Origin of the sequence: Limnothrix sp. FACHB-406, assembly GCF_014698235.1 — a bacterium.
GTDB lineage: Bacteria > Cyanobacteriota > Cyanobacteriia > CACIAM-69d > CACIAM-69d > CACIAM-69d.
Genome location: NZ_JACJSP010000001.1, coordinates 442,823 through 461,647 on the forward strand (window position 1 = coordinate 442,823; position 18,825 = coordinate 461,647).

The 18,825-nt window shown below is 54.8% G+C and carries 17 protein-coding genes; 8 read left to right on the plus strand and 9 right to left on the minus strand.

Annotated elements, in window-relative coordinates; all coding sequences use genetic code 11:
- The first annotated feature begins 480 nt into the window (after window positions 1–480).
- On the plus strand, window positions 481–636 hold the full coding sequence (locus H6G53_RS01790) for a hypothetical protein (RefSeq protein ID WP_190528908.1): 156 nt from the start codon (window positions 481–483) through the stop codon (window positions 634–636).
- Window positions 637–719: 83 nt separating this feature from the next.
- Window positions 720–1,733, plus strand: coding sequence for a type I glyceraldehyde-3-phosphate dehydrogenase (locus H6G53_RS01795; protein ID WP_099534083.1), 1,014 nt, complete (start codon window positions 720–722; stop codon window positions 1,731–1,733).
- 360 nt (window positions 1,734–2,093) lie between these two features.
- On the opposite strand, the gene H6G53_RS01800 is transcribed toward H6G53_RS01795, so the two are convergent.
- The 3 genes from H6G53_RS01800 to H6G53_RS01810 form a co-directional block, all read right to left on the minus strand.
- Entirely contained in the window at window positions 2,094–2,768 is a 675-nt protein-coding gene (locus H6G53_RS01800) for a hypothetical protein (protein ID WP_190354775.1), read from the minus strand.
- A 66-nt stretch (window positions 2,769–2,834) separates the two neighbouring features.
- A complete protein-coding gene (locus tag H6G53_RS01805; RefSeq protein WP_099534080.1) occupies window positions 2,835–3,110 on the minus strand; it encodes a hypothetical protein in 276 nt (91 codons plus the stop codon).
- Between the two features lie 89 nt (window positions 3,111–3,199).
- Window positions 3,200–4,303 carry a class I SAM-dependent methyltransferase gene (locus H6G53_RS01810; protein ID WP_190530732.1) on the minus strand — a complete coding sequence of 368 codons (1,104 nt, stop codon included), beginning with the start codon at window positions 4,301–4,303 and terminating at the stop codon, window positions 3,200–3,202.
- Between the two features lie 192 nt (window positions 4,304–4,495).
- Here H6G53_RS01810 and H6G53_RS01815 point away from each other — a divergent pair, with 192 nt between their 5' ends.
- Both H6G53_RS01815 and H6G53_RS01820 read left to right on the plus strand, forming a co-directional pair.
- Window positions 4,496–4,660 carry a hypothetical protein gene (locus tag H6G53_RS01815; protein ID WP_158234473.1) on the plus strand — a complete coding sequence of 55 codons (165 nt, stop codon included), beginning with the start codon at window positions 4,496–4,498 and terminating at the stop codon, window positions 4,658–4,660.
- A 119-nt stretch (window positions 4,661–4,779) separates the two neighbouring features.
- Entirely contained in the window at window positions 4,780–4,983 is a 204-nt protein-coding gene (locus H6G53_RS01820) for a hypothetical protein (protein WP_099534076.1), read from the plus strand.
- Between the two features lie 464 nt (window positions 4,984–5,447).
- Here H6G53_RS01820 and hemN read toward each other — a convergent pair whose 3' ends face one another.
- A complete protein-coding gene (hemN, locus tag H6G53_RS01825) occupies window positions 5,448–6,851 on the minus strand; it encodes an oxygen-independent coproporphyrinogen III oxidase (RefSeq protein ID WP_190530733.1) in 1,404 nt (467 codons plus the stop codon).
- On the opposite strand from hemN, the gene H6G53_RS01830 reads away from it, so the two are divergent.
- Window positions 6,850–7,044 carry a hypothetical protein gene (locus H6G53_RS01830; protein WP_190530734.1) on the plus strand — a complete coding sequence of 65 codons (195 nt, stop codon included), beginning with the start codon at window positions 6,850–6,852 and terminating at the stop codon, window positions 7,042–7,044. The genes hemN and H6G53_RS01830 overlap by 2 nt on opposite strands.
- Window positions 7,045–7,067: 23 nt before the next feature.
- Here the strand turns inward: H6G53_RS01830 and H6G53_RS01835 are convergent, their stop codons facing one another.
- Window positions 7,068–7,832: a heme oxygenase (biliverdin-producing) gene (locus H6G53_RS01835; RefSeq protein ID WP_190530735.1), complete on the minus strand. Its 765-nt coding sequence runs from the start codon at window positions 7,830–7,832 to the stop codon at window positions 7,068–7,070.
- Between the two features lie 295 nt (window positions 7,833–8,127).
- Here H6G53_RS01835 and acsF point away from each other — a divergent pair, with 295 nt between their 5' ends.
- A complete protein-coding gene (gene acsF, locus H6G53_RS01840) occupies window positions 8,128–9,189 on the plus strand; it encodes a magnesium-protoporphyrin IX monomethyl ester (oxidative) cyclase (protein ID WP_099534061.1) in 1,062 nt (353 codons plus the stop codon).
- 377 nt (window positions 9,190–9,566) lie between these two features.
- Here the strand turns inward: acsF and carA are convergent, their stop codons facing one another.
- Window positions 9,567–10,748 carry a glutamine-hydrolyzing carbamoyl-phosphate synthase small subunit gene (gene carA, locus H6G53_RS01845; RefSeq protein WP_099534145.1) on the minus strand — a complete coding sequence of 394 codons (1,182 nt, stop codon included), beginning with the start codon at window positions 10,746–10,748 and terminating at the stop codon, window positions 9,567–9,569.
- Between the two features lie 282 nt (window positions 10,749–11,030).
- On the opposite strand from carA, the gene H6G53_RS01850 reads away from it, so the two are divergent.
- Window positions 11,031–12,014, plus strand: coding sequence for a TIGR02281 family clan AA aspartic protease (locus tag H6G53_RS01850; protein ID WP_190530736.1), 984 nt, complete (start codon window positions 11,031–11,033; stop codon window positions 12,012–12,014).
- Between the two features lie 158 nt (window positions 12,015–12,172).
- On the opposite strand, the gene ndk is transcribed toward H6G53_RS01850, so the two are convergent.
- The gene (gene ndk / locus H6G53_RS01855) at window positions 12,173–12,622 is read right to left on the minus strand and encodes a nucleoside-diphosphate kinase (protein ID WP_099533180.1); all 450 of its coding nucleotides are present in this window, start codon (window positions 12,620–12,622) and stop codon (window positions 12,173–12,175) included.
- Between the two features lie 323 nt (window positions 12,623–12,945).
- On the opposite strand from ndk, the gene speA reads away from it, so the two are divergent.
- The gene (gene speA, locus H6G53_RS01860; RefSeq protein ID WP_242026374.1) at window positions 12,946–15,093 is read left to right on the plus strand and encodes a biosynthetic arginine decarboxylase; all 2,148 of its coding nucleotides are present in this window, start codon (window positions 12,946–12,948) and stop codon (window positions 15,091–15,093) included.
- 202 nt (window positions 15,094–15,295) lie between these two features.
- On the opposite strand, the gene H6G53_RS01865 is transcribed toward speA, so the two are convergent.
- On the minus strand, window positions 15,296–15,562 hold the full coding sequence (locus H6G53_RS01865) for a hypothetical protein (RefSeq protein WP_143473006.1): 267 nt from the start codon (window positions 15,560–15,562) through the stop codon (window positions 15,296–15,298).
- 126 nt (window positions 15,563–15,688) lie between these two features.
- The gene (locus H6G53_RS01870; protein WP_190530737.1) at window positions 15,689–18,736 is read right to left on the minus strand and encodes a CHAT domain-containing protein; all 3,048 of its coding nucleotides are present in this window, start codon (window positions 18,734–18,736) and stop codon (window positions 15,689–15,691) included.
- Window positions 18,737–18,825 lie beyond the last annotated feature (89 nt).

Here is an 18,825-nt window from a genome sequence, read left to right on the forward strand (position 1 = left end):
AGCCTGGGCTGTGGGTTTCGGCGAACGATTGCGGCCTGAAATCTGACGAATTTCTTGCGAATTTAACCCATTTTGATGGGGAACAGCCCAATTGGCCCGATCGACCCAGAAGGGTGTTTGAGGGGTCTCAGCCAAGCCTCCAGCAGACCTCCAGCAGACCTTAACCAAGCCCAAACCCAGTGTTTTGCGATCGCCCCACCGAGTCTCATTCCCAGTGGCCATCACTCACTTCGAGGTCAAACAGCAACCAGCGATCATGATCCCCGCAAAAATTCTGCAAAATCCGTTGCGATTAGTTTGGGATTGGGCCGGGATCGATGGTTAAATGTGGGCACATTGCTGGCATGATGGCTTGGCACTTGTCAGGCGATCGCTTGGGGCAGCTTTTCGTGTGCTCGCCCTCTGTTTTGGGGGGATCGATCGACCCGATCAACCCCGCCTCAGTTCCCAGAATCAGATCGTGCAGTTAGCCTGTAACATATGATTTTGGGTACAATCAACGCCTTCAAGTCGCGGGCGGGCAGTCCGAGACTCGAAACAGACGCAGAGGTCAGCGCCAGCCTGGTTCGCCAGCGTGCCGCCGACGAAGCGTCAACCCGTGGTCTAGTTGAGCAACTTCAGTGGTTGCTGAATTAGGGCTGGCAATCCCGCTCCGAAAACGTGGGAAAAACGTCAACTATTTCCTTAATACACCCTAAAGCACGCGAGGGCATAGCATAGTGATTAGAGTCGCCATTAACGGTTTTGGCCGAATCGGTCGTAACTTCTTAAGATGCTGGTTGACCCGCCAAGATAGCCAGCTCGAACTGGTGGGCATTAACGATACGTCCGACCCCAAGACGAATGCTCATCTGCTCAAGTACGACACGATGCTCGGCAAGCTAAATGCCGACATTCAGGCTGACGAAAATTCCATTACCGTCAACGGCAAAACGATCAAATGCGTGTCTGATCGGGATCCGCTCAAGTTGCCCTGGGCCGAGTGGGGCATTGACCTGATCATTGAATCGACAGGCGTATTTGTTAGCGAAGAAGGCGCTTCTAAGCACATCCAAGCCGGTGCTAAGAAAGTCCTGATCACCGCTCCGGGCAAGGGTGACGGTGTTGGCACGTTCGTGATGGGCGTGAACGACAGCGACTACGACCACGACAAATTCAACATCGTTAGTAACGCGAGCTGCACCACCAACTGCTTGGCTCCCGTGGTGAAGGTGTTGCATGAGAACTTTGGCATCATCAAAGGCACCATGACCACCACCCACAGCTACACTGGCGACCAACGGTTGCTGGATGCCAGCCACCGGGATGTGCGTCGGGCCCGTGCTGCGGCCATGAACATTGTGCCCACCTCCACGGGTGCTGCCAAGGCTGTGGCCCTGGTGTTGCCGGAAATGAAGGGCAAACTGAACGGGATCGCCATGCGCGTGCCGACCCCGAACGTTTCGGTGGTGGACTTTGTGGCCCAAGTGGAAAAGAGCACGATCGCCGAGCAGGTGAACGAAGTGCTGAAGGCCGCTGCTGAAAACGGCCTGAAGGGCATTTTGGAATACAGCGATCTGCCGTTGGTTTCCTCGGACTACAAGGGAACCGATGCTTCCTCGATCGTGGATGCTAGCCTGACCTTGGTGCTGGGCGGCGACATGGTGAAGGTCATCGCTTGGTATGACAACGAGTGGGGCTACAGCCAGCGCGTTGTGGACTTGGCGGAACTGGTTGCCCGCAAGTGGAAGTAGTTTCCAAAGGCTTCAGCTAGCTACTCGATCTTGCAATGTTCTGTAGCTAGTCTTCGCTAGTAGTTTTTTGAATCATGCGGGAGGCAGGATGTTATATTCTGCCTCCCTTTTTTGATTGTTGATGAATCTATTTTGGGGTCTTGACTTAGAAGAGGTCTGAAAAGCATTTTTTGGCACAGATCAAGCAATAATCATCATTTAGCCCAAAACCCTAGATCTGCCGTTAGTGGATCGTGGGGAGCAAGATGCTCAAGCTCCTTGTTACGACGACTGGGGCACGGAACCTAAGCCCCTTGTCTTCGCTGGCTTGCAAGATCTGAAAGGTTAGCCATTTAGGCTTTTCAGAGATCCTCTAAAATGTCACGACTTAGCCTGAAGAATACCCAGCAAAATGGCGATCAGGTCGTCTAGATTGCCAGGAATTGTATAGGCATTCAGGTCTTTATAAATCGCTTGGCTAGCGCGATCGAGTTGGCCAAAAACCCAAACATTCCCGATCGTCACGGCTCCGTATAACCAGGGTTGGCCAGGGGCGATCGCCCGATCTAAGGCAATTAATTCAACGGCTAATTGGTTAAAACCGCGCTCTAAATCGCCCTTTTTCGCTTCAATAATCAGCATTTGATCCGCTGCCTTGAGGCAATAGTCTACAGTTCCACTGAGGTTTTCACCACCATTGAGGCTATATTCCACTTCAATTTCGATCGGGGCGTAGTCGAGTAATTCCAACAACAGGGGTGCAATATAAAATTCTCGTTTGGCCGTTTCCGAAGTCAACGAAATGAAGGGCAGTTTTTGGGTGTAGGTGGCACGGAGGCGAGATTGCTCCGTCAGGCTTACGCCATCACTCGGCCGGAGGGTTTGCGTCGCAGCCGCACCGCTGGATTGCTGCCAGCGGGGGAGATTGAGGGGCTGAAGATGGTAGGAACAACCAAAATATTCAACCAGCTCGCGGGTAGAAATATTGAGGTCGAAGTAGTCGGAAAAGGTATATCGACGATCGGGGTTTAAGAGGGGGGCTAGGCGATTGGGCATGGTGTTTTGGCAACCAAGTTAGGAGTGATCCAATAGCCCGATCGTCGCACGACCGACGAAGGACAATTACTGTTCAACCATTGAGGTCTCATTGGATTGGGGTTGGGGAATATTCAGCAAGGGCAACCGATCGCCCCGAAAGATTTCTTCCGCTAATTCTCCTAATTCTGCCGTTGCCGTTGCCAACATCCGAATCCCCACAAAACCAGTCAAAACGGGCAAGACGGCCATACTCAACATCCATTCCGGTGTCGGTAAACAACGGCTCAGGGCCTGGCTGCTCCAAGTGGGGCGATCGGGCGTTGGTTGAGAACCGGGGGAATTGGGATTGGTTGCAGGCATAGGACAATATCTCTGAGTTATCTCTGAGTTCAAATCAACCGTCAGACAAGCCAGAAACGCTGAAAATCGAGCAATTTCCAACGAAAGCGCTAGGGCGTGACCCGTTCATACACCAGCCATCGCAGAGAAACTGGGGGCCGTTGTTGATCCCCCAAGGGGAAGAGTCGATCGCCCGTGGCCCAGGGATCCAACCACTCTCGGGCCGCCAAGGCTTCCGGGGGCAAGTGTTCCCGCTCATAGGCCAAGGCCGGCTCATCGGACACCACCCGTAGGGGCAACGAGGCGATCGCCCGGGTTAGCTCCGTTGGCTGCAACAGAAAACTATCAGTCACGTAGGATAGTTGCCGCGCCAGCGGCGTGGGGTCATAGCCATCGGTGGTGACAAAGCAGTCCATCACAATTTTCCCGCCGGGCCGCAACGCCGGAGTCAGCTTGGCCAACAGATGCGCCAGTTGGGCCGGATCGCTGAAATATTGCACCACACCGGTCAGAACAATCAGACCGTAGCGATCGGGCTTGGGGGTAAAGGCAGGATCACGAATATCTTGCTCAATCAGGTCGATCGCCACACCCGCATCCTTAGCCAGTTGGCGAATGGTGTCGAGCATTTCGGGGGTGAACTCGATCGCATCCACCAGGTGGCCTTGTTGGGCCAGGGCGATCGCGTTGCGCCCCGTCCCGGCTCCCACATCCAACACCGGAATTGTGGCGGCGGGGGCTTGGGCCCTGAGGGCCGCCGCCAAATCCAACACCTTGGCATCGGGATAGCGATCACTATCCTTAGGCGGGCGGTATTGCAAAAACAATTTGGCGCGATCGCTGTAGGAGATGGCCACCGGTCGAATGTCCCAAACCAGACCCCGATGGGGAGGCGGAGCTGGCGAATAGCGCACCAGCAATTGCGAATAGGGAGAAGCCGCAAACCCCTCCTCTACGTTTTGGGTCACCGTGGCTCGCACCCGCGCCATTTCCTCCGGCGAAAAGGGATAGCCCAGCACGGCGGCCAACATCTCCAGCCGCCGCACATGCAAATCGATCATCCCCGGCACACAAAGCAGGGCCAGCTCCCCACGGGAGGCTTCCCAGGCGTGGGCCCCTTGCAGCAGGGCGCGATCGAGCCGATCGGGATCCGTAACCACAGTCGGCTCGATCGGCCCTTCAGGAGCGCTGGTTTCTGCCGAATTCGGGAGCAAGGGTGAGTTAGGAGATGAATCAATCACGCAGCCAGATTCCAAAAATTGTGCAAACGCAACCCGTCGGTTCCCAAGGTGTCCTGATTTTCCCAACCAGATCAACAGAACTCGGCTGAATTGGGTTGCCGTAGCTGTTGAGGAACCTCGGTTGATTGCGATTGTACTGTTGATCAACCCTTGTCAGGAAAGCTGATGGGGCAATCTTTTGGCGCAATCTTGGGGGAGCGATCGGGCCAGGGCAACCGGAAAGCAATTGGCTTGCGATCGCGATCGCACCACTCACCCCCACTCGATCGCATCTCGCCTAGGGCAATTTCACAACTGGCTACGGATGGCGATCGCCGCAAAACCATCTGAAAACCACGATTCTTTAGACGAACCAGTCGCGACAATTGCTAACCCCGATGCACATGGGGTGAATTTCGCGGCTCGGTGAAATGATTTTTGGTTGCATCACACAGGTTGGAGTTGTCGTCATGACTGAAGTTCGCATGGGTAAACGCATTCAGTACACTTTGACTGAAGTGGAGCGAGAAATTTTAGCCCTGGTGCAAATGCTGGCCCACAACTCCACCGCCATCAGCTCCGCCACCATTTCCGCCTGCTCTCGATACACACGCCCGGAAGTGGAACAGGCCCTGTCTAGCTTGATGGCCGCTGGCTTGATTTGTCAGCGTTAGGGATTGGGGGTTCACGGGCCTTGATTGGGCCCTGTTATTGAACCTCGGTTATTTTGCTGCCAATCTTTTTTCCCTGTGCTTCTAACCTTATTTTTGACAAATCAATCATCACGAATCATGTATCACATTGCCCATTGTTTACCAATTTGAAGCTGCAACTTTTTGGCAATGAGTTTGAGAATGCAGACTTTAATTCATGGAGATTAATTGGAGCTTACTTTCAGAGCCAATGGAGATCATTTCTCGAAAATACAGCCTTTATCCAGCATGACCGGTACACCATGCCACAGATGCTATAAAGCAATTATTAGGTGGGCATTGCCCACCCTACAGATAGCTTTCAGGGCAAGTGAAGATCACTCCCTAAAATAATGTTCAACAAAAACAAGGGGCTTAAGCCCCTTGTCTCTACAGCTTGGGATCACTTCAAAATAATCGCCAGGCTGATCCCCTTCATTCGTTCTCTAAACTGCCTTTGAGAAACCGTTATAGGTCTGGGCACGCAGATAGCGATCGAACACAGAAGCAATATTGCGCACCAACAGGCGACCGATCGGGGTGATAGTGATCCGGTTGGGCATCAGGGTTAACAGGCCATCGGCTTCCAGATTCCGTAAATCCAAATATTCCTGCGGAAAATGGGCTTCCAAACTGTGCTTAAAGGACAGCCCATATTTTTGGGCCAGTGCATCCCGATCGACCTGGAATTGACACATCAGTTCCATGATGATTGAACGCCGCAAAATATCATCAGCATCTAAGGTCACCCCACGCTCGATCGGGAGCGTTTGATAGTCAATAGCTCGGTAATAATCCCGCAGACGCTTTTGATTTTGGGTATAAACATCATTCAGCATCCCAATCGAAGTCATGCCAAACCCAATCAGATCAGAATCGGGCTGTGTTGTATAGCCTTGGAAGTTGCGGTGAAGCTGTCCCTGGTGCTGGGCGATCGCCAATTCATCATCGGGTTTTGCAAAGTGATCCATGCCAATGAAGGTGTAGCCCGCTTCCGTGAGGGTGGCGATCGTCATCTGCAAAATGTCTAGTTTTTCTTCCGCCGATGGCAATGCATCGTAGGGAATCCGCCGCTGAATTGGTTTCATCCAAGGCACATAGGCAAAGTTAAACACTGCAATTCGATCGGGATTCAGGGCTAGGGTTTTATGCAGCGTTTCTCGGAAGGTGTTGAGATCCTGGAAAGGCAACCCATAGATCAAATCGACATTGATGCTTTCAAACTCAGCCGCCCGCATCCAATCCATCGCTTGGAAGAGCATTTCTTCTGGCTGGATGCGATTAATGGCTTCTTGAACAACAGGATTGAAGTCTTGAATGCCAAAGCTAATGCGATTGAAGCCGAGCGATCGCAAGGCCGAAACATAGCTTTCCGTGAGCGGTCGCGGATTCACCTCGATCGACAGTTCTGCATCGTCAGTGAATTGAAAATGTTGGTGCAGAATTTTCCAAAGATGCTGCACCTGCTCGATCGATAAATAATTCGGAGTGCCGCCTCCCCAATGCATCTGATTGACCAATCGGTCATCTGATAAATACCTTGAAACCTGTTCAATGTGACGTTGCAGATAATCCAAATAGGTTTCTGTGACGGCCTTGTGTTGAGTAATGACCGTGTTGCAACCACAAAAATAGCAAGCCGACTCGCAAAAGGGGATGTGGCAATATAAGGAAAGGGGCGTTTTGCGATCGTTGCCACGCTGAATGGATTGGATCCAGTCCTGTTCTGGAAACTGAGTCGAAAGTTCTGTGGCTGGCGGATAGCTGGTATAGCGAGGTAAAGAGCAATTATATTTTTGAATCAAATCTGCATCAAAGGCCAAATTTAAAGCTTGATCTAAAACTTGCATGGGTGAAATTCCTGGCGGGATTCAAAAACACCAAAAGGCAAAATGCGAACAGACAAAGAAAGCAGCGATCGCCCAGAAAATCAATAAATTAATTCACCGAGCGATCTCCCGAGCAATGGTTGTTGCGGGATGGACAGTTGATTGGCTGAGAATTCACCAGATTCACCAGCAATTGCGAGTGAACGGCAGATGAATGACGAATATGGCGGGCGATCGCTAACTCACACTCACCAATTCGGTGCTGCCCTTGCGAGATTGCAAAACCACTTCTTCAAAAATCGCGGGATTCACGGCCGCTTGAATCATCGGTTCCAAACTTTCTACCAACTGGCGATTCAAACTAAAGGCGAGGTTCGCCTCTTCAACGATGCCCACCACTTGTGATTCATTCAAGGGCAGTGTGTTCAAGAGATCCCGATAGCGCATCTTGAAATCTCGTTTGGCTTCGGGCGTTGGCAATGAGTCAAATTCATGCAAACGGGTTCCCTGATCGGCTGGCAAATTCAAAGCTGATCGGGCGATCGTTCGCAGACCTTGACCGCCGGACAAATCACCCAAATAGCGCACATAGGCATGGGCGATTAACCGTTCTGGCTGCTCTGAAGCCGCCCAATGAATTCGCATCAAATAGTTGAGCGTGACTGGGCTAGGGGTAATTTGGGTTGGCCAATCTTCCCCGTAATAAAAGGCAAGATCGCGGGCGAGTTGATCCCGCCGTAGCAACTCTGGAAAGTAGATTTGTCCAACGATCGGGTGATTTTTCAGGCGATCGAGTTCCGTTTCCAGGGCATCATAAACCCAATACAAATTCGCCAAAAGTTTCTGGAAAGCCTCGCGCACCACAATGCCCTTCAGAAAGCACTTCATGTAGGCCGTGTTCTCGGCGCTGGTGTGGGATTGCTGGGTTCCCTCCCGCAGGCGTGCGGCGAGCTGGTGTCCGGGGGCGAGGGGTTGGGTACTGTGGCTCAGGTCGTGGCTCATGGTGGCCCGCTCCTAGGCTGCGTAAAATTCTGTTAACGATAAATAACCATATAGCGATTAAATGATTCAATAGTAGGAAATTCTCATAACTTAACAAACCAGCCCCCGGCAGGCGGTCATCCCCAACGATCCGGCTCATCCAGTCCCGCCAGCAAGCCCAATTCCTGCCCTGTCCCATGGCTCAGTGCTGACGGTTGGGGTTTTCCGAACGCTAGCGCAGGCGCAAGTTGAGTTTTTGTTTAGTCTTCGTTCCGTTTTGGTCTAGTCCTTAATTTCTGATCTTTGATCTTTGACCATGGTTGATTCATTGGCAAAACCCGCGATCGCCAAGCAGGTCGCAATTCAAGAAAATCTCCTGACACCGCGCTTTTACACCACAAATTTTGAGGTGGCGGCGGGCCTGGACTTGTCAGCCCAAGCCACGGAACTGGAAGCGATGTTGGCGGAAATGCGCGCGGACTATAATCGCGACCACTTTGTGCGCGATCAATCGTTTAATCAGTCCTGGGATCATATTACGGGCGAGGCTCGGCAAGCGTTTATTGATTACCTGGAGCGATCGTGCGTTTCTGAATTTTCGGGGTTTTTGCTCTTTAAGGAACTGTCGCGTCGGGTGAAGCAACGCAGCCCTTTGTTGGCAGAAATGTTCCAATTGATGGCGCGGGATGAGGCTCGCCATGCGGGATTTTTGAACAAGGCCATGGGCGATTTTGGGCGTACTCTGGATTTGGGACATTTAACCAAGAATCGTCAGTACACCTTCTTCCCGATCGAGTGGGTGATTTACACGGTTTATTTGTCTGAAAAAATTGGCTATTGGCGCTACATTCTGATTCATCGTCACCTGGCCGCCCATCCCGAAAATCAGTTTTATCCCCTGTTCAAATACTTTGAACCTTGGTGTCAGGATGAAAATCGCCATGGCGATATTTTCAAGGCCCTCCTGCGATCGCAGCCCGGCCTGTGGCAAACCTGGCAATCGCGTCTCTGGAGCCGTTTTTTCCTGCTGACGGTGTTTGCAACCCACACCTTAACGGTTCATGAGCGCGCGAATTTCTATCACACCCTTGGCATCAATCCCACGGACTTTGATGCGGAAGTGATTCGCAAAACCAACGAAACGGCGGCGCGGGCTTTCCCGTCTGTTTTAAATGTGGATCATCCAGAATTTCTCGATCGACTCCATCAATGTTCTGATCTGAATCAGCAGATGAGCGCGATCGAGAAATCACCACAGCCCAAGTGGTTGAAATCCCTGAAGAAGCTCCCGATTCAGGTGCAAATTTTTGGGCATTTGCTGCGTCTGTTCCTGTTGCCAGGGGTGGATGCGGAAGCGCTACGGGGAACCGTTCGCTAACTGAGGTGCTAGCTGAGTTGGTAACTAGGTTGTTAACTCAGTGACCCAGGCTGAATTGTCTGTAATTGAGTGCTTTCCTCGTCCGGTGACGCGATCGACTCTGATGCTTGATGGTTAGTTCTAAATTTAGTTCTAAAGCATGAAGCATGAGGGCGATCGTTAACTGGTCAAGTTCTCTAAATCTTTGGTGGAATTTTGGTGGTTGAGGGGCTTCGGCCCCTTTTTTTATGGAAGAATTTGAAATTTCCGCACGAGAATAGTAAATAAAACAATCAATTTAGGGCGCACATCGGTGCGCCCCTACCTTAGATTTGTTGGGTTAGCGTGCTTGAGTTCCTGTCAATTGGGACTGATTGCCCAAGCACAATCCCAGTTGCCTAGGCCGTGACAGCCGATCGATTGCGGCGGGCATCTTGCATCGATCGCACGAATTTTTCAAACAGATAATCGGCATCGTGGGGGCCGGGGCTGGCTTCTGGGTGATATTGCACCGAAAACAGCGGCAGTTGGCGGTGGCGCAACCCCGCGATCGTTCGATCGTTCAGGTTCAAATGCGTCACTTCCACCTCTCCTTCCGTCAGGGAACCGTCAGAAATGGCGAAACTGTGGTTTTGGCTGGTGATTTCCACCTGTTGCCCCGCAAAGCCAGCCGGCTGGTTCAGGCCGCGGTGGCCAAACTTGAGCTTGAAGGTTTCGGCTCCCAGGGCCAAGCCCAAAATTTGGTGACCCATGCAAATGCCAAACATGGGCTTGTTGGCATTCACCAGTTGTTGCACGGTTTCAATGCCCTCGGTGACAGCGGACGGATCGCCGGGGCCGTTCGAGAGGAAAATCCCATCGGGATTGAATCCCAAGATGGTGTCGATCGGGGTGCTGGCGGGCACAACAATGATGCGGCAGCCAAAACTCGCCAACCGGCGCAGAATATTCCGCTTCACGCCAAAGTCCAGCGCCACCACCGTCAACGGCTGATCGCCCGTGGTGGCCTTGGCCGCCTCCGTCGCCGGGTTAAATTCCCATTCCGGTTGGGTTCCTTCCGTCCACTCGTAAATTTCTGCCGTGGTGACTTCCTTCACCAGGTTCAAGCCCGCCATGCTCGGGGTTTGTTGCACCAACCGCAGCAAATCTGCCGGATCCAAGATTTCTGTGGAAATTGCTCCGTTCATGGCCCCCACGGCCCGAATTTTGCGGACGATCGCCCGAGTATCAACCCCGTAGATGCCTGGAATATCATGGCGGCCCATGTAGTCGGGCAGGGCCTCGGTCGATCGCCAGTTGCTCGGCCGGCGAGACACGTTGCGGGCGATCGCCCCGCACACATAGGGGCGATCGGACTCTTCATCTTCCGGGTTGATGCCAACGTTGCCCAACTCCGGATAGGTGAACAGCACAATCTGGCCGCAATAGCTCGGATCGGTCAGCACCTCCTGATAGCCAGTCATGCCGGTGTTAAAAACGACTTCGCCAACGGTTGTGCCGGTGGCTCCGAAGCTGCGACCCAAATAGGCGCTGCCATCGGCCAAGACTAAAAGCGCTGGGCGATCGGAAGTTGAAGACATGGTGAGCAATGCCTGTGCAGCAGTCGATGAAGTGAGCATAAAATCAAGTCTATATGGAATCATTTCTGGCCCGCGAGTGCTATCAAATTCGACAGTTTTCTATAGGATTTTGGGAAACCTAGGAAAAAACATTGGGGCAAGGTCGGTTTCAGGGGTTGTCGCCTGTTCGATCAATTTCGATCGATCAAGATGCCAAGGGCTGATTTTCCCGACCCACCCCCCAAATAAGGGGCTTCTTTACAGTCAACGTTGCAGTTAACCTTCAAGCCAAAAATCAAAGCCATGTGGAAGCAACTGTGGGCAACCTGGATTGGGCTAGGGGCGATCGCCCTGGCCGGTTGTGAGGCGCTGCCCCTTGGCTCTGCCCCCGCCCCCGCGCCCGTCGAAACCAACGAAAGCGCCCCCGTCCCGATCGCCGCCAAGCCCCAAGCCCCCACCGCGCCCACCCCGGCGATCGACGGAGCCGCCACCTTCCAAAAAGCCCTGGACTTGGGCTATGGCGCAGCGAAGCTCACCCAATCGGCCTACATTCCAGCGGATTGGCAATATGTCATGTCCCGTTGGCAAGAGGCGATCGTGGTGCTGCAATCCGTCCCGCCCCAAAGTGCCCAACATGCCCAAGCCCAAGCCAAGATCCAGGAATACCGCAGCAACTTGGCCTATGCTCGGGAGCGATCGCGCCAGCCGATCGCCCAACCCCCCGCCACCATTGCCGCCCAACCCCTAAGCGCCCCCGCCAGCAACACCACCCCAGACAGCAACGGCGGAACCCAGCCCGGAGCCGCCGCCACCCCCATTCCCGCCAGCAGCCCCAGCGGCAACCCTGACACCAGCTCCAACCTGCCCGCTCCGGAAACCGGCAGCGACAGCCCAAACAGCACCGCCGCCAGTTCCGGGCCCGTCATCGCCACCATCCCTATCATCCGGCGGGTCAGTGGCATTCCCGTCATTGAAGTGACCTTCAACGGGCGCAAGTTCCCCATGATGTTGGACACCGGAGCCAGCGCCACCGTGATCACCAGCAAAATGCTGTCAACCCTCGGCATTCGGCCCCACGACAAAATCTTGGTTTCCACCCCGAGCGATCGCCGCGTCACCATGGACTTGGCCCGCGTTGACACCGTGCAAGTGGAAGGCCTGTCGGTCAGCAACCTAGAAGTGGGCGTTGCGCCGGCCTTGGAAATTGGGCTATTGGGTCAAAACTTTTTCGGTGGCTATGACCTGATCATTCGGGGCAATCAAATCGAGTTCCACAGTCGCGGCTAAAGGCCCCCAAAAGCAGCAAAGACAAGGGGCTGAAGCCCCTTGCCCAGGATCATGGGGTTGAGCAGATTCACTATCTCAGCCCCAAAAAATCGAGTTTTAATGAATCGAATTTGAGGATGCGCCCCAGTTTCGTGAATCGCGAGGGTTAATCAACGATCCTATTCGTACAGCCACTTGCTGATCGTCGGAGACCAGTTGGCCAGCTCCTCATCCTTAAACCACAAGGCGATTTCGCGCTGGGCCGTTTCCACTGCGTCGGAACCATGGATCAGGTTGCGGCCAATGTTGACCCCAAAGTCACCCCGAATCGTGCCTGGATTGGCGGTCAGGGGGTTGGTGGCCCCAATGATTTGGCGGGCCGATGCCACCACGCCGTCACCTTCCCACACCATCGCCACCACGGGGCCGGAGGTGATGAATTCCACCAAACCAGCAAAGAAGGGGCGCTCGCGGTGTACCGAGTAGTGCTCTTCGGCTAGCTCGCGGCTCACGTTCAGCAGCTTGAGACCCACGAGGGTGAAGCCTTTGACTTCAAAACGCTTGATGATTTCACCAATCAGACCGCGCTGCACGCCATCGGGTTTGATGGCAATAAACGTACGTTCCACGACTTGCACTCCTCAAGAAAGGGAAAAATAATAGGGGCGGGAAATTTTTGCCCTTCTAATAGTGCAAAAAAATGGCCCAGTTTGGTCAGGATCGATCGCCGGGACTGTCGATTAGGGCTTCACGGTTGACTTCACCGGTCGCGATCGGGATGCGGGAGGATAACCAAAAGTTAACCAAATCCTTACCCCGTCAGGATTGCCGCCCTTTTGATTGGAATTAGGATACACTGAGAAGCTGGTTTATCTTAGTCCGGTTCTTGCCGGTCAATATCAATCAAGCAGACCCGCTGCTAGCTGGACTGTCGTCTGGAGGTTGACGAAAAATGGGGATCGATTTGACGGTCGAGACTGCCACGGCGGAATCGACGATCGCCCAGGCCGAAAGTCCAATGGTGGACGGGTCGGTTACTGCAAAGGCAGCGGAAGCAACAGCCCGCAGTGACCGGGGCGGACGACGCAAGCGTGGAATGCGGGCCGATGCACGCACGGCAATTCAGGGTTTAACGGAATTGGCACAAAAAACAAATAGCGTGACCGGGGAACGTCCCTGGACAATCGAGAACAGCGAAGCCACCTATCGCATTCGGGCATGGGGTGAGCCGTATTTTTCGATTAATGCAGCGGGTCACGTGACGGTTTCGCCAAAAGCGGAGCGCGGCGGGGCGATCGACCTGCATGAACTCGTTGAAGCGCTCAAGCAGCGAAATTTGGGTCTGCCTCTGTTGATTCGGTTCACGGATATTTTGGCCGATCGCATTGAACGGCTCACGGCGGTTTTTGCGAAGGCGATCGCCAAGTACAAATATGCCGGGGGCTATAAGGGTGTGTTCCCCGTCAAGTGCAACCAGCAGCGCCACTTGATTGAAGACCTGGTGGAATTTGGCCAGCCCTATCAATTTGGCCTGGAGGCCGGGTCAAAGCCAGAATTGATGATCGCCCTGGCGATGTTGACCACCCCGGGAGCCATGCTGATTTGCAATGGCTACAAGGATCGGGAATATATCGAAACGGCGATCTTGGCCCAGCGCTTGGGCAAAACGCCCGTGATTGTGCTGGAGCAGGTGGAAGAGGTGAAACTTGCCATCTCCGCCAGTCAACGGTTAGGCATCAAGCCAATTTTGGGTGTCCGGGCCAAGCTGAATGCCAAGGGCGTGGGCCGCTGGGGAGATTCGGCGGGCGATCGGGCAAAATTTGGCCTGACGATTCCGGAAATTCTGGGCGCGGTGGATCAACTGCGCCAAGCGGATATGCTCGACTGTTTGCAGTTGCTGCATTTCCACATCGGTTCTCAGATCTCCTCAATCAGCGTGATTAAGGATGCGATCCGTGAAGCCAGCCAGATTTATGTGGAACTGCATGAACTGGGTGCGGGGATGCAATACCTGGATGTGGGAGGCGGCTTGGGGATCGACTATGACGGTTCCAAGACGAATTTCCACGCTTCCACCAACTACACGCTGCAAAATTACGCCGATGATATTGTGGCGGCGGTGAATGATACCTGTTCGTCGCGAGGGGTGAAGGTTCCCACCCTGATTAGCGAGAGCGGGCGGGCGGTGGCTTCGCACCAGTCGGTGTTGGTGTTTGATGTGCTGAGTGTGAGCCAAATGGCTTTCACGGAGCCGCAACCCTCGGAACCGGAAGACCACGCAGCCCTCAAGAGCCTTTACGAAACCTATTCGTTGATCGATCGGGACAACTATCAAGAGATGTTCCACGATGCAACGCAAACTCGGGATGAGGCCTTGAGTCTGTTTAGTTTTGGTTATTTGAGCCTGACCGATCGCGCCAAAATTGAGCGGTTGTATTGGGCTTGTTGCACCAAGATTCGGGAAATTGTCCGCAAGGAAGATTACGTGCCCGATGATTTGGAATACCTAGAACAGATGATGTCGTCGATCTACTACATCAATATGTCGGTGTTCCAGTCGGCCCCGGATACTTGGGCGATCGGGCAGCTTTTTCCGATCGCGCCGATCCACCGCCTCGATGAGGAACCCACCGAGCGGGGAATTTTGGCCGATCTCACCTGCGACAGCGACGGCAAAATCGACCAATTCATCGATTTGCGCGACGTGAAAAACGTGTTGGAACTGCACGCCCTGAAGCCGGTTGATCCCAGCCAACAGGAGGCCTATGGCGATCGGGAATATGAACCCTACTACCTCGGCATGTTCCTGAATGGCGCTTATCAGGAAATTATGGGCAGCCTGCACAATCTGTTTGGCGACACCAACACGGTTCATATCCACCTCACCCCCAAGGGCTACCGGATTGAGCATGTGGTGAAGGGCGACACTATGAAGGAAGCCCTCAGCTACGTGCAATACGAGTCGGATGATTTGGTGGAAAGTATTCGTCGGCAAGCGGAGCAGGCCATGCAGGAAAAACACATTTCCTTGCGGGAGTCGCAACTGCTGCTACAAAACTATGAGCGCAGCCTTCAGGGTTATACCTACCTCGCGCCTTAGGCTGATCAGCGTTCGCAGGGGTGGCCTTGCCGGGAGCTGAACTCGATCGGGTGTTGGCTTTCCGGCTCATGCCCTGTGCGTGCCCCTGGTTCGCGTGAGTCAGGACGGTGCTGATCAAATCAAACAGTGGCCAAGCGGCTTGTCCTGCTGCTTGGCCACTGTTCTGTTCGGAAATTGCAGCCGGAAACCTTGGCCGAAGTTGCTAGGCCGCTTCGCAGACGATCGGGCCCATTTGCGATCGAGCAATCACCATTTCGCCATGGCCAGGAATCCACACCGTCCAGGCTTCATCCTCATGCTCACAAAGCAACAGCGCCCGATCGTGGCAAGCATCATTGGGCAACCAGAGCAGATCAACCCAGCAGCGCTCCTGAGGGCGGGCAAGGTTGGCCGCGGCCGTCCAGGTTGTGGGGCTGTAGGAACGGGTGACGCGATCGCTCAGTTGCATGGCCTCAACTCCTTTGGACATCAACGCCCAGCTTAAAAGACCAGTCTTTTTCTGTATCTAAAGCTACGGAATGATCATCAAGCCTGTCAATCTTCCGTTGAAGAACGTTACAGATTCACGCACGATCGCCTGCTTTCCTGTCGATTCCTAACGGGCTGCCCCCACCAGGGAAAAGGCCGCCCAATTCACCGGATCCGGGTGACGCTGTTGGGTATCCAGCATGGCCGCCCGCAGGGCCGCTGCCCGATCGCCCGACTTCAAAAATTCCCGGTAGAACGTCAACATCAATTCCGACGTGGGCTGATCTGGCACTGCCCAAAGGGAAACAACCGTGCTGGGCGCGCCCGCCACAATGAACGCCCGCGACAGCCCGATCGCCCCATCGCTGGTGAGTCGGCCCCGCCCCGTATCGCAGGCACTCAGCACCACCAACTGCGCCTTCAGTTTCAGGTTCAAGATTTCCTCAGTGGTCAGAAATCCGTCTTGGTCATCCCCTTCCGGATTGGGGCTGGGAGCCAAAGCCAAAGCCCCCGGAACCGCTGGAATGACCCCCTCACCAAAGTAGTCATCCAGCAGGCCATGGGTGGCAAGGTGAATAATTTGGGATTCTTCCATTCGGGCGGTGACGGCGGTTTCGGTGGCCGCTGCGCCTTCCAGGGGTTGAGTGTTCAGCAATTGGGCGATCGCCCGGGCCTCCAAGCTGGCTCCCGGTAAGGGGGCCAAGGAGCGCTCCTGGTCGCCCAAGTTGCGATCGGGAATTTGGGGCATGGTTGGGTTACCCACCACCAAAGCCGGGCCGCGCAGGGGTTGGGGCTGTCCCGCCGAGAGCGGGGGCAGTTGGCCGCTGGCCAGGGCCAACACACGAATGGAGGGAGAGACCGACAGGGTGTGATTTTGGATCAGGTATTGGCCATCGGCATCGCGCAGGGCCGCAAAGGGCACCAAAAACAGCGTGCCTTGGGGGATAAACACCACCCGATCGCTCGGCTGCTTGGGCAATAGATCGGCGATCGGCTCAATCAACAGGCTGTGTAATTGGCGCAGGCTGGGCAATTGTTGAAAGGTCACCTTGCTGCGGCTGCGGCCCACCAGATCATTCAAGGGAACCGGATGAGGCTGGTTTTCGGCCTGGGGTAACTGGCCGCGCCGAAAGTGAATTTGTCCCTCGGGCGACACCACCCAAATATTCACCTGGTTCGGCGGCGGCGGGTTGAGGGCGCTGGTTTGGGGCTTGGCGGTGGTTAATTGGCAAGACTTGCTGTAGATGCTGCAATAGGTCGTGCTGTCCTCTTGCTGAACCGCGTAGATCACCAGGGTGGCCCGCTGCGATCGGGCTGTGGCCTGGATGCTTTCCACCGACACAGCGGCATCAGGGTTCGACAAACGACCTTGGGCGGCCAATTTCCCCATCATCAAGTCCAAAAACACGCGCGATCGCCCCTGCTCTGACACCACCAGGGCTTGTTCCGGGCGGTTTTGAGCCAAGTACACATCCTGAAGCCGTTGGTTGACTTGAGTTTGCAGCTCAATAAAGCCCACTTTGAAATAATCTTCCCCAATGAAGGTTTTCACCAGCTCATCCCAACCCTCGCTCGCTTGGGTGAGGACGCTGGCGGCTCGGTTCAAATCGCCGGATTGGTGTAGGGCCAAGCCCAGGTCACTGAGCACTTCCACTTGGCCCCGTCGATCGTTCACCGTTTGGGCAATTTTCAGCGCCGCTTCATAGGATTTGATAGCCGCGCCCCAGTTGCCTTGGGCCGCTTGGGCCAGGCCGATCGAGCGTTGGGCCGCATATTTCAATCGGGGGCTGGGGGCGATCGCCCAGGCCTGTTCCGCCGCTGCGATCGCCGCCGCAAAGTTGCCTTGGTTCAAGTCAAGGGCGCTGCTCAGTTGCCAAAACTCCGGCTCCCACAGGCGACTGCTGACCCCCTTCAGATCTTGGCGGGCTTCGCTCAGGTAGCGGCGAGCTTGGGCATAGTCTCCCGCACCGATCAGGCCCTGCACCATGGTGATCAAGGCCCCTAAACGCCGAACAGGCGTGGCCGTTTGCAGCGGATCGTTGAGCACCTCCAAACTGTCGATCATGCCGGTGGCATAGTCGCCAATGGCGATCGCCCCCTTGGCCCGATCGATCAAAGCTGCATGGTAAAAGGGCCCACCAGCGGAAGCCTGTAACCGTTGTTGATAAAACTCCAGGGCTTTCAGATAATCCGCCCGTTCGTAGTGAACATTGCCAATGATTCCCAAGGCCACCGATTCAGCACTGGCCGATCGCTCCTGCCGCGCCAGATTCAGCGCCTGGAATCCCCAATCGATCGCCTGATCCAGTTGCCCCCGCTGAAAGTTGACCAAGGCCAACTGAGCCATGGCCGCCGCCGCACCCGCCCCATCCCGATCGCGCCGATAAATTCCCAGGGCCTGTTCCCAGGTGGCCTGCGCTTCCGGCAACTGACCTTGGCTAAACAGGCTCACCCCCTGCTCCAACAGGCGATTACCCTCCGCCGAGTCCTGTTGCTCCTGAATCAGAATCGCCGGCCCCGCCTTGGGCAGCGGGCCGCTGTAGCCAATTACCCCCGCCATTTCGGCCCCATCGATGTTGGCTCCGTCCAGCTTGGCCCCGGTCAGATTCGCCTGATTCAAGTCAGCCCCAAACAGAATCGCCCCCGTGAGGTCGGCATTGGTCAAATTGGCCCGGTTTAGCTCCGCCCAGGACAAATCGGCCCCCATCAACTGGGCCCCCGTCAGGTTCGACCCGTTGAAATTGACGCGGGACAAGTCCACGCCGCTAAGGTCAACCCCCGTCAAATCTGTGCCATCCAGATCGCAATCCTCCAGGGTGGCCGATCGCAAATTCACCCCCTGCAAATTGGCCCTCGATAGGGTGGCATCTTCCAAATTGGCCCCCGTCAAATTGGCTCCGGCGAAGTTAGCATTCCAAGCCAAAACCGACTCCAGATTGGCCCCCGATAAATTTGCGCCCCGCAGATCCGCCCCGCTCAAGTTGGCATAGCCCATCCGTTGGCCGCTGAGATCCGCCCCGGACAGATCGCAGCCCTCGCATTGGTTCGTGGCAAATAGTTGGCGCAAATGCTCGGGATCAAAGGCCCAAGCACGATCGCCCCCACCCCCCAAACAACTGCCCCACAACAGCAGCACCAGCAACCGATTACCAGAGCGATCGAGCCAAGTTGCCATGGGAGTTGTCCTTGGGTGGGTAAGAGGAGAGCTGAGAAACCAGTGATGCGGCAGTGAATCGCAGGCGAGGCTGAAGCGACCCGGCAGAA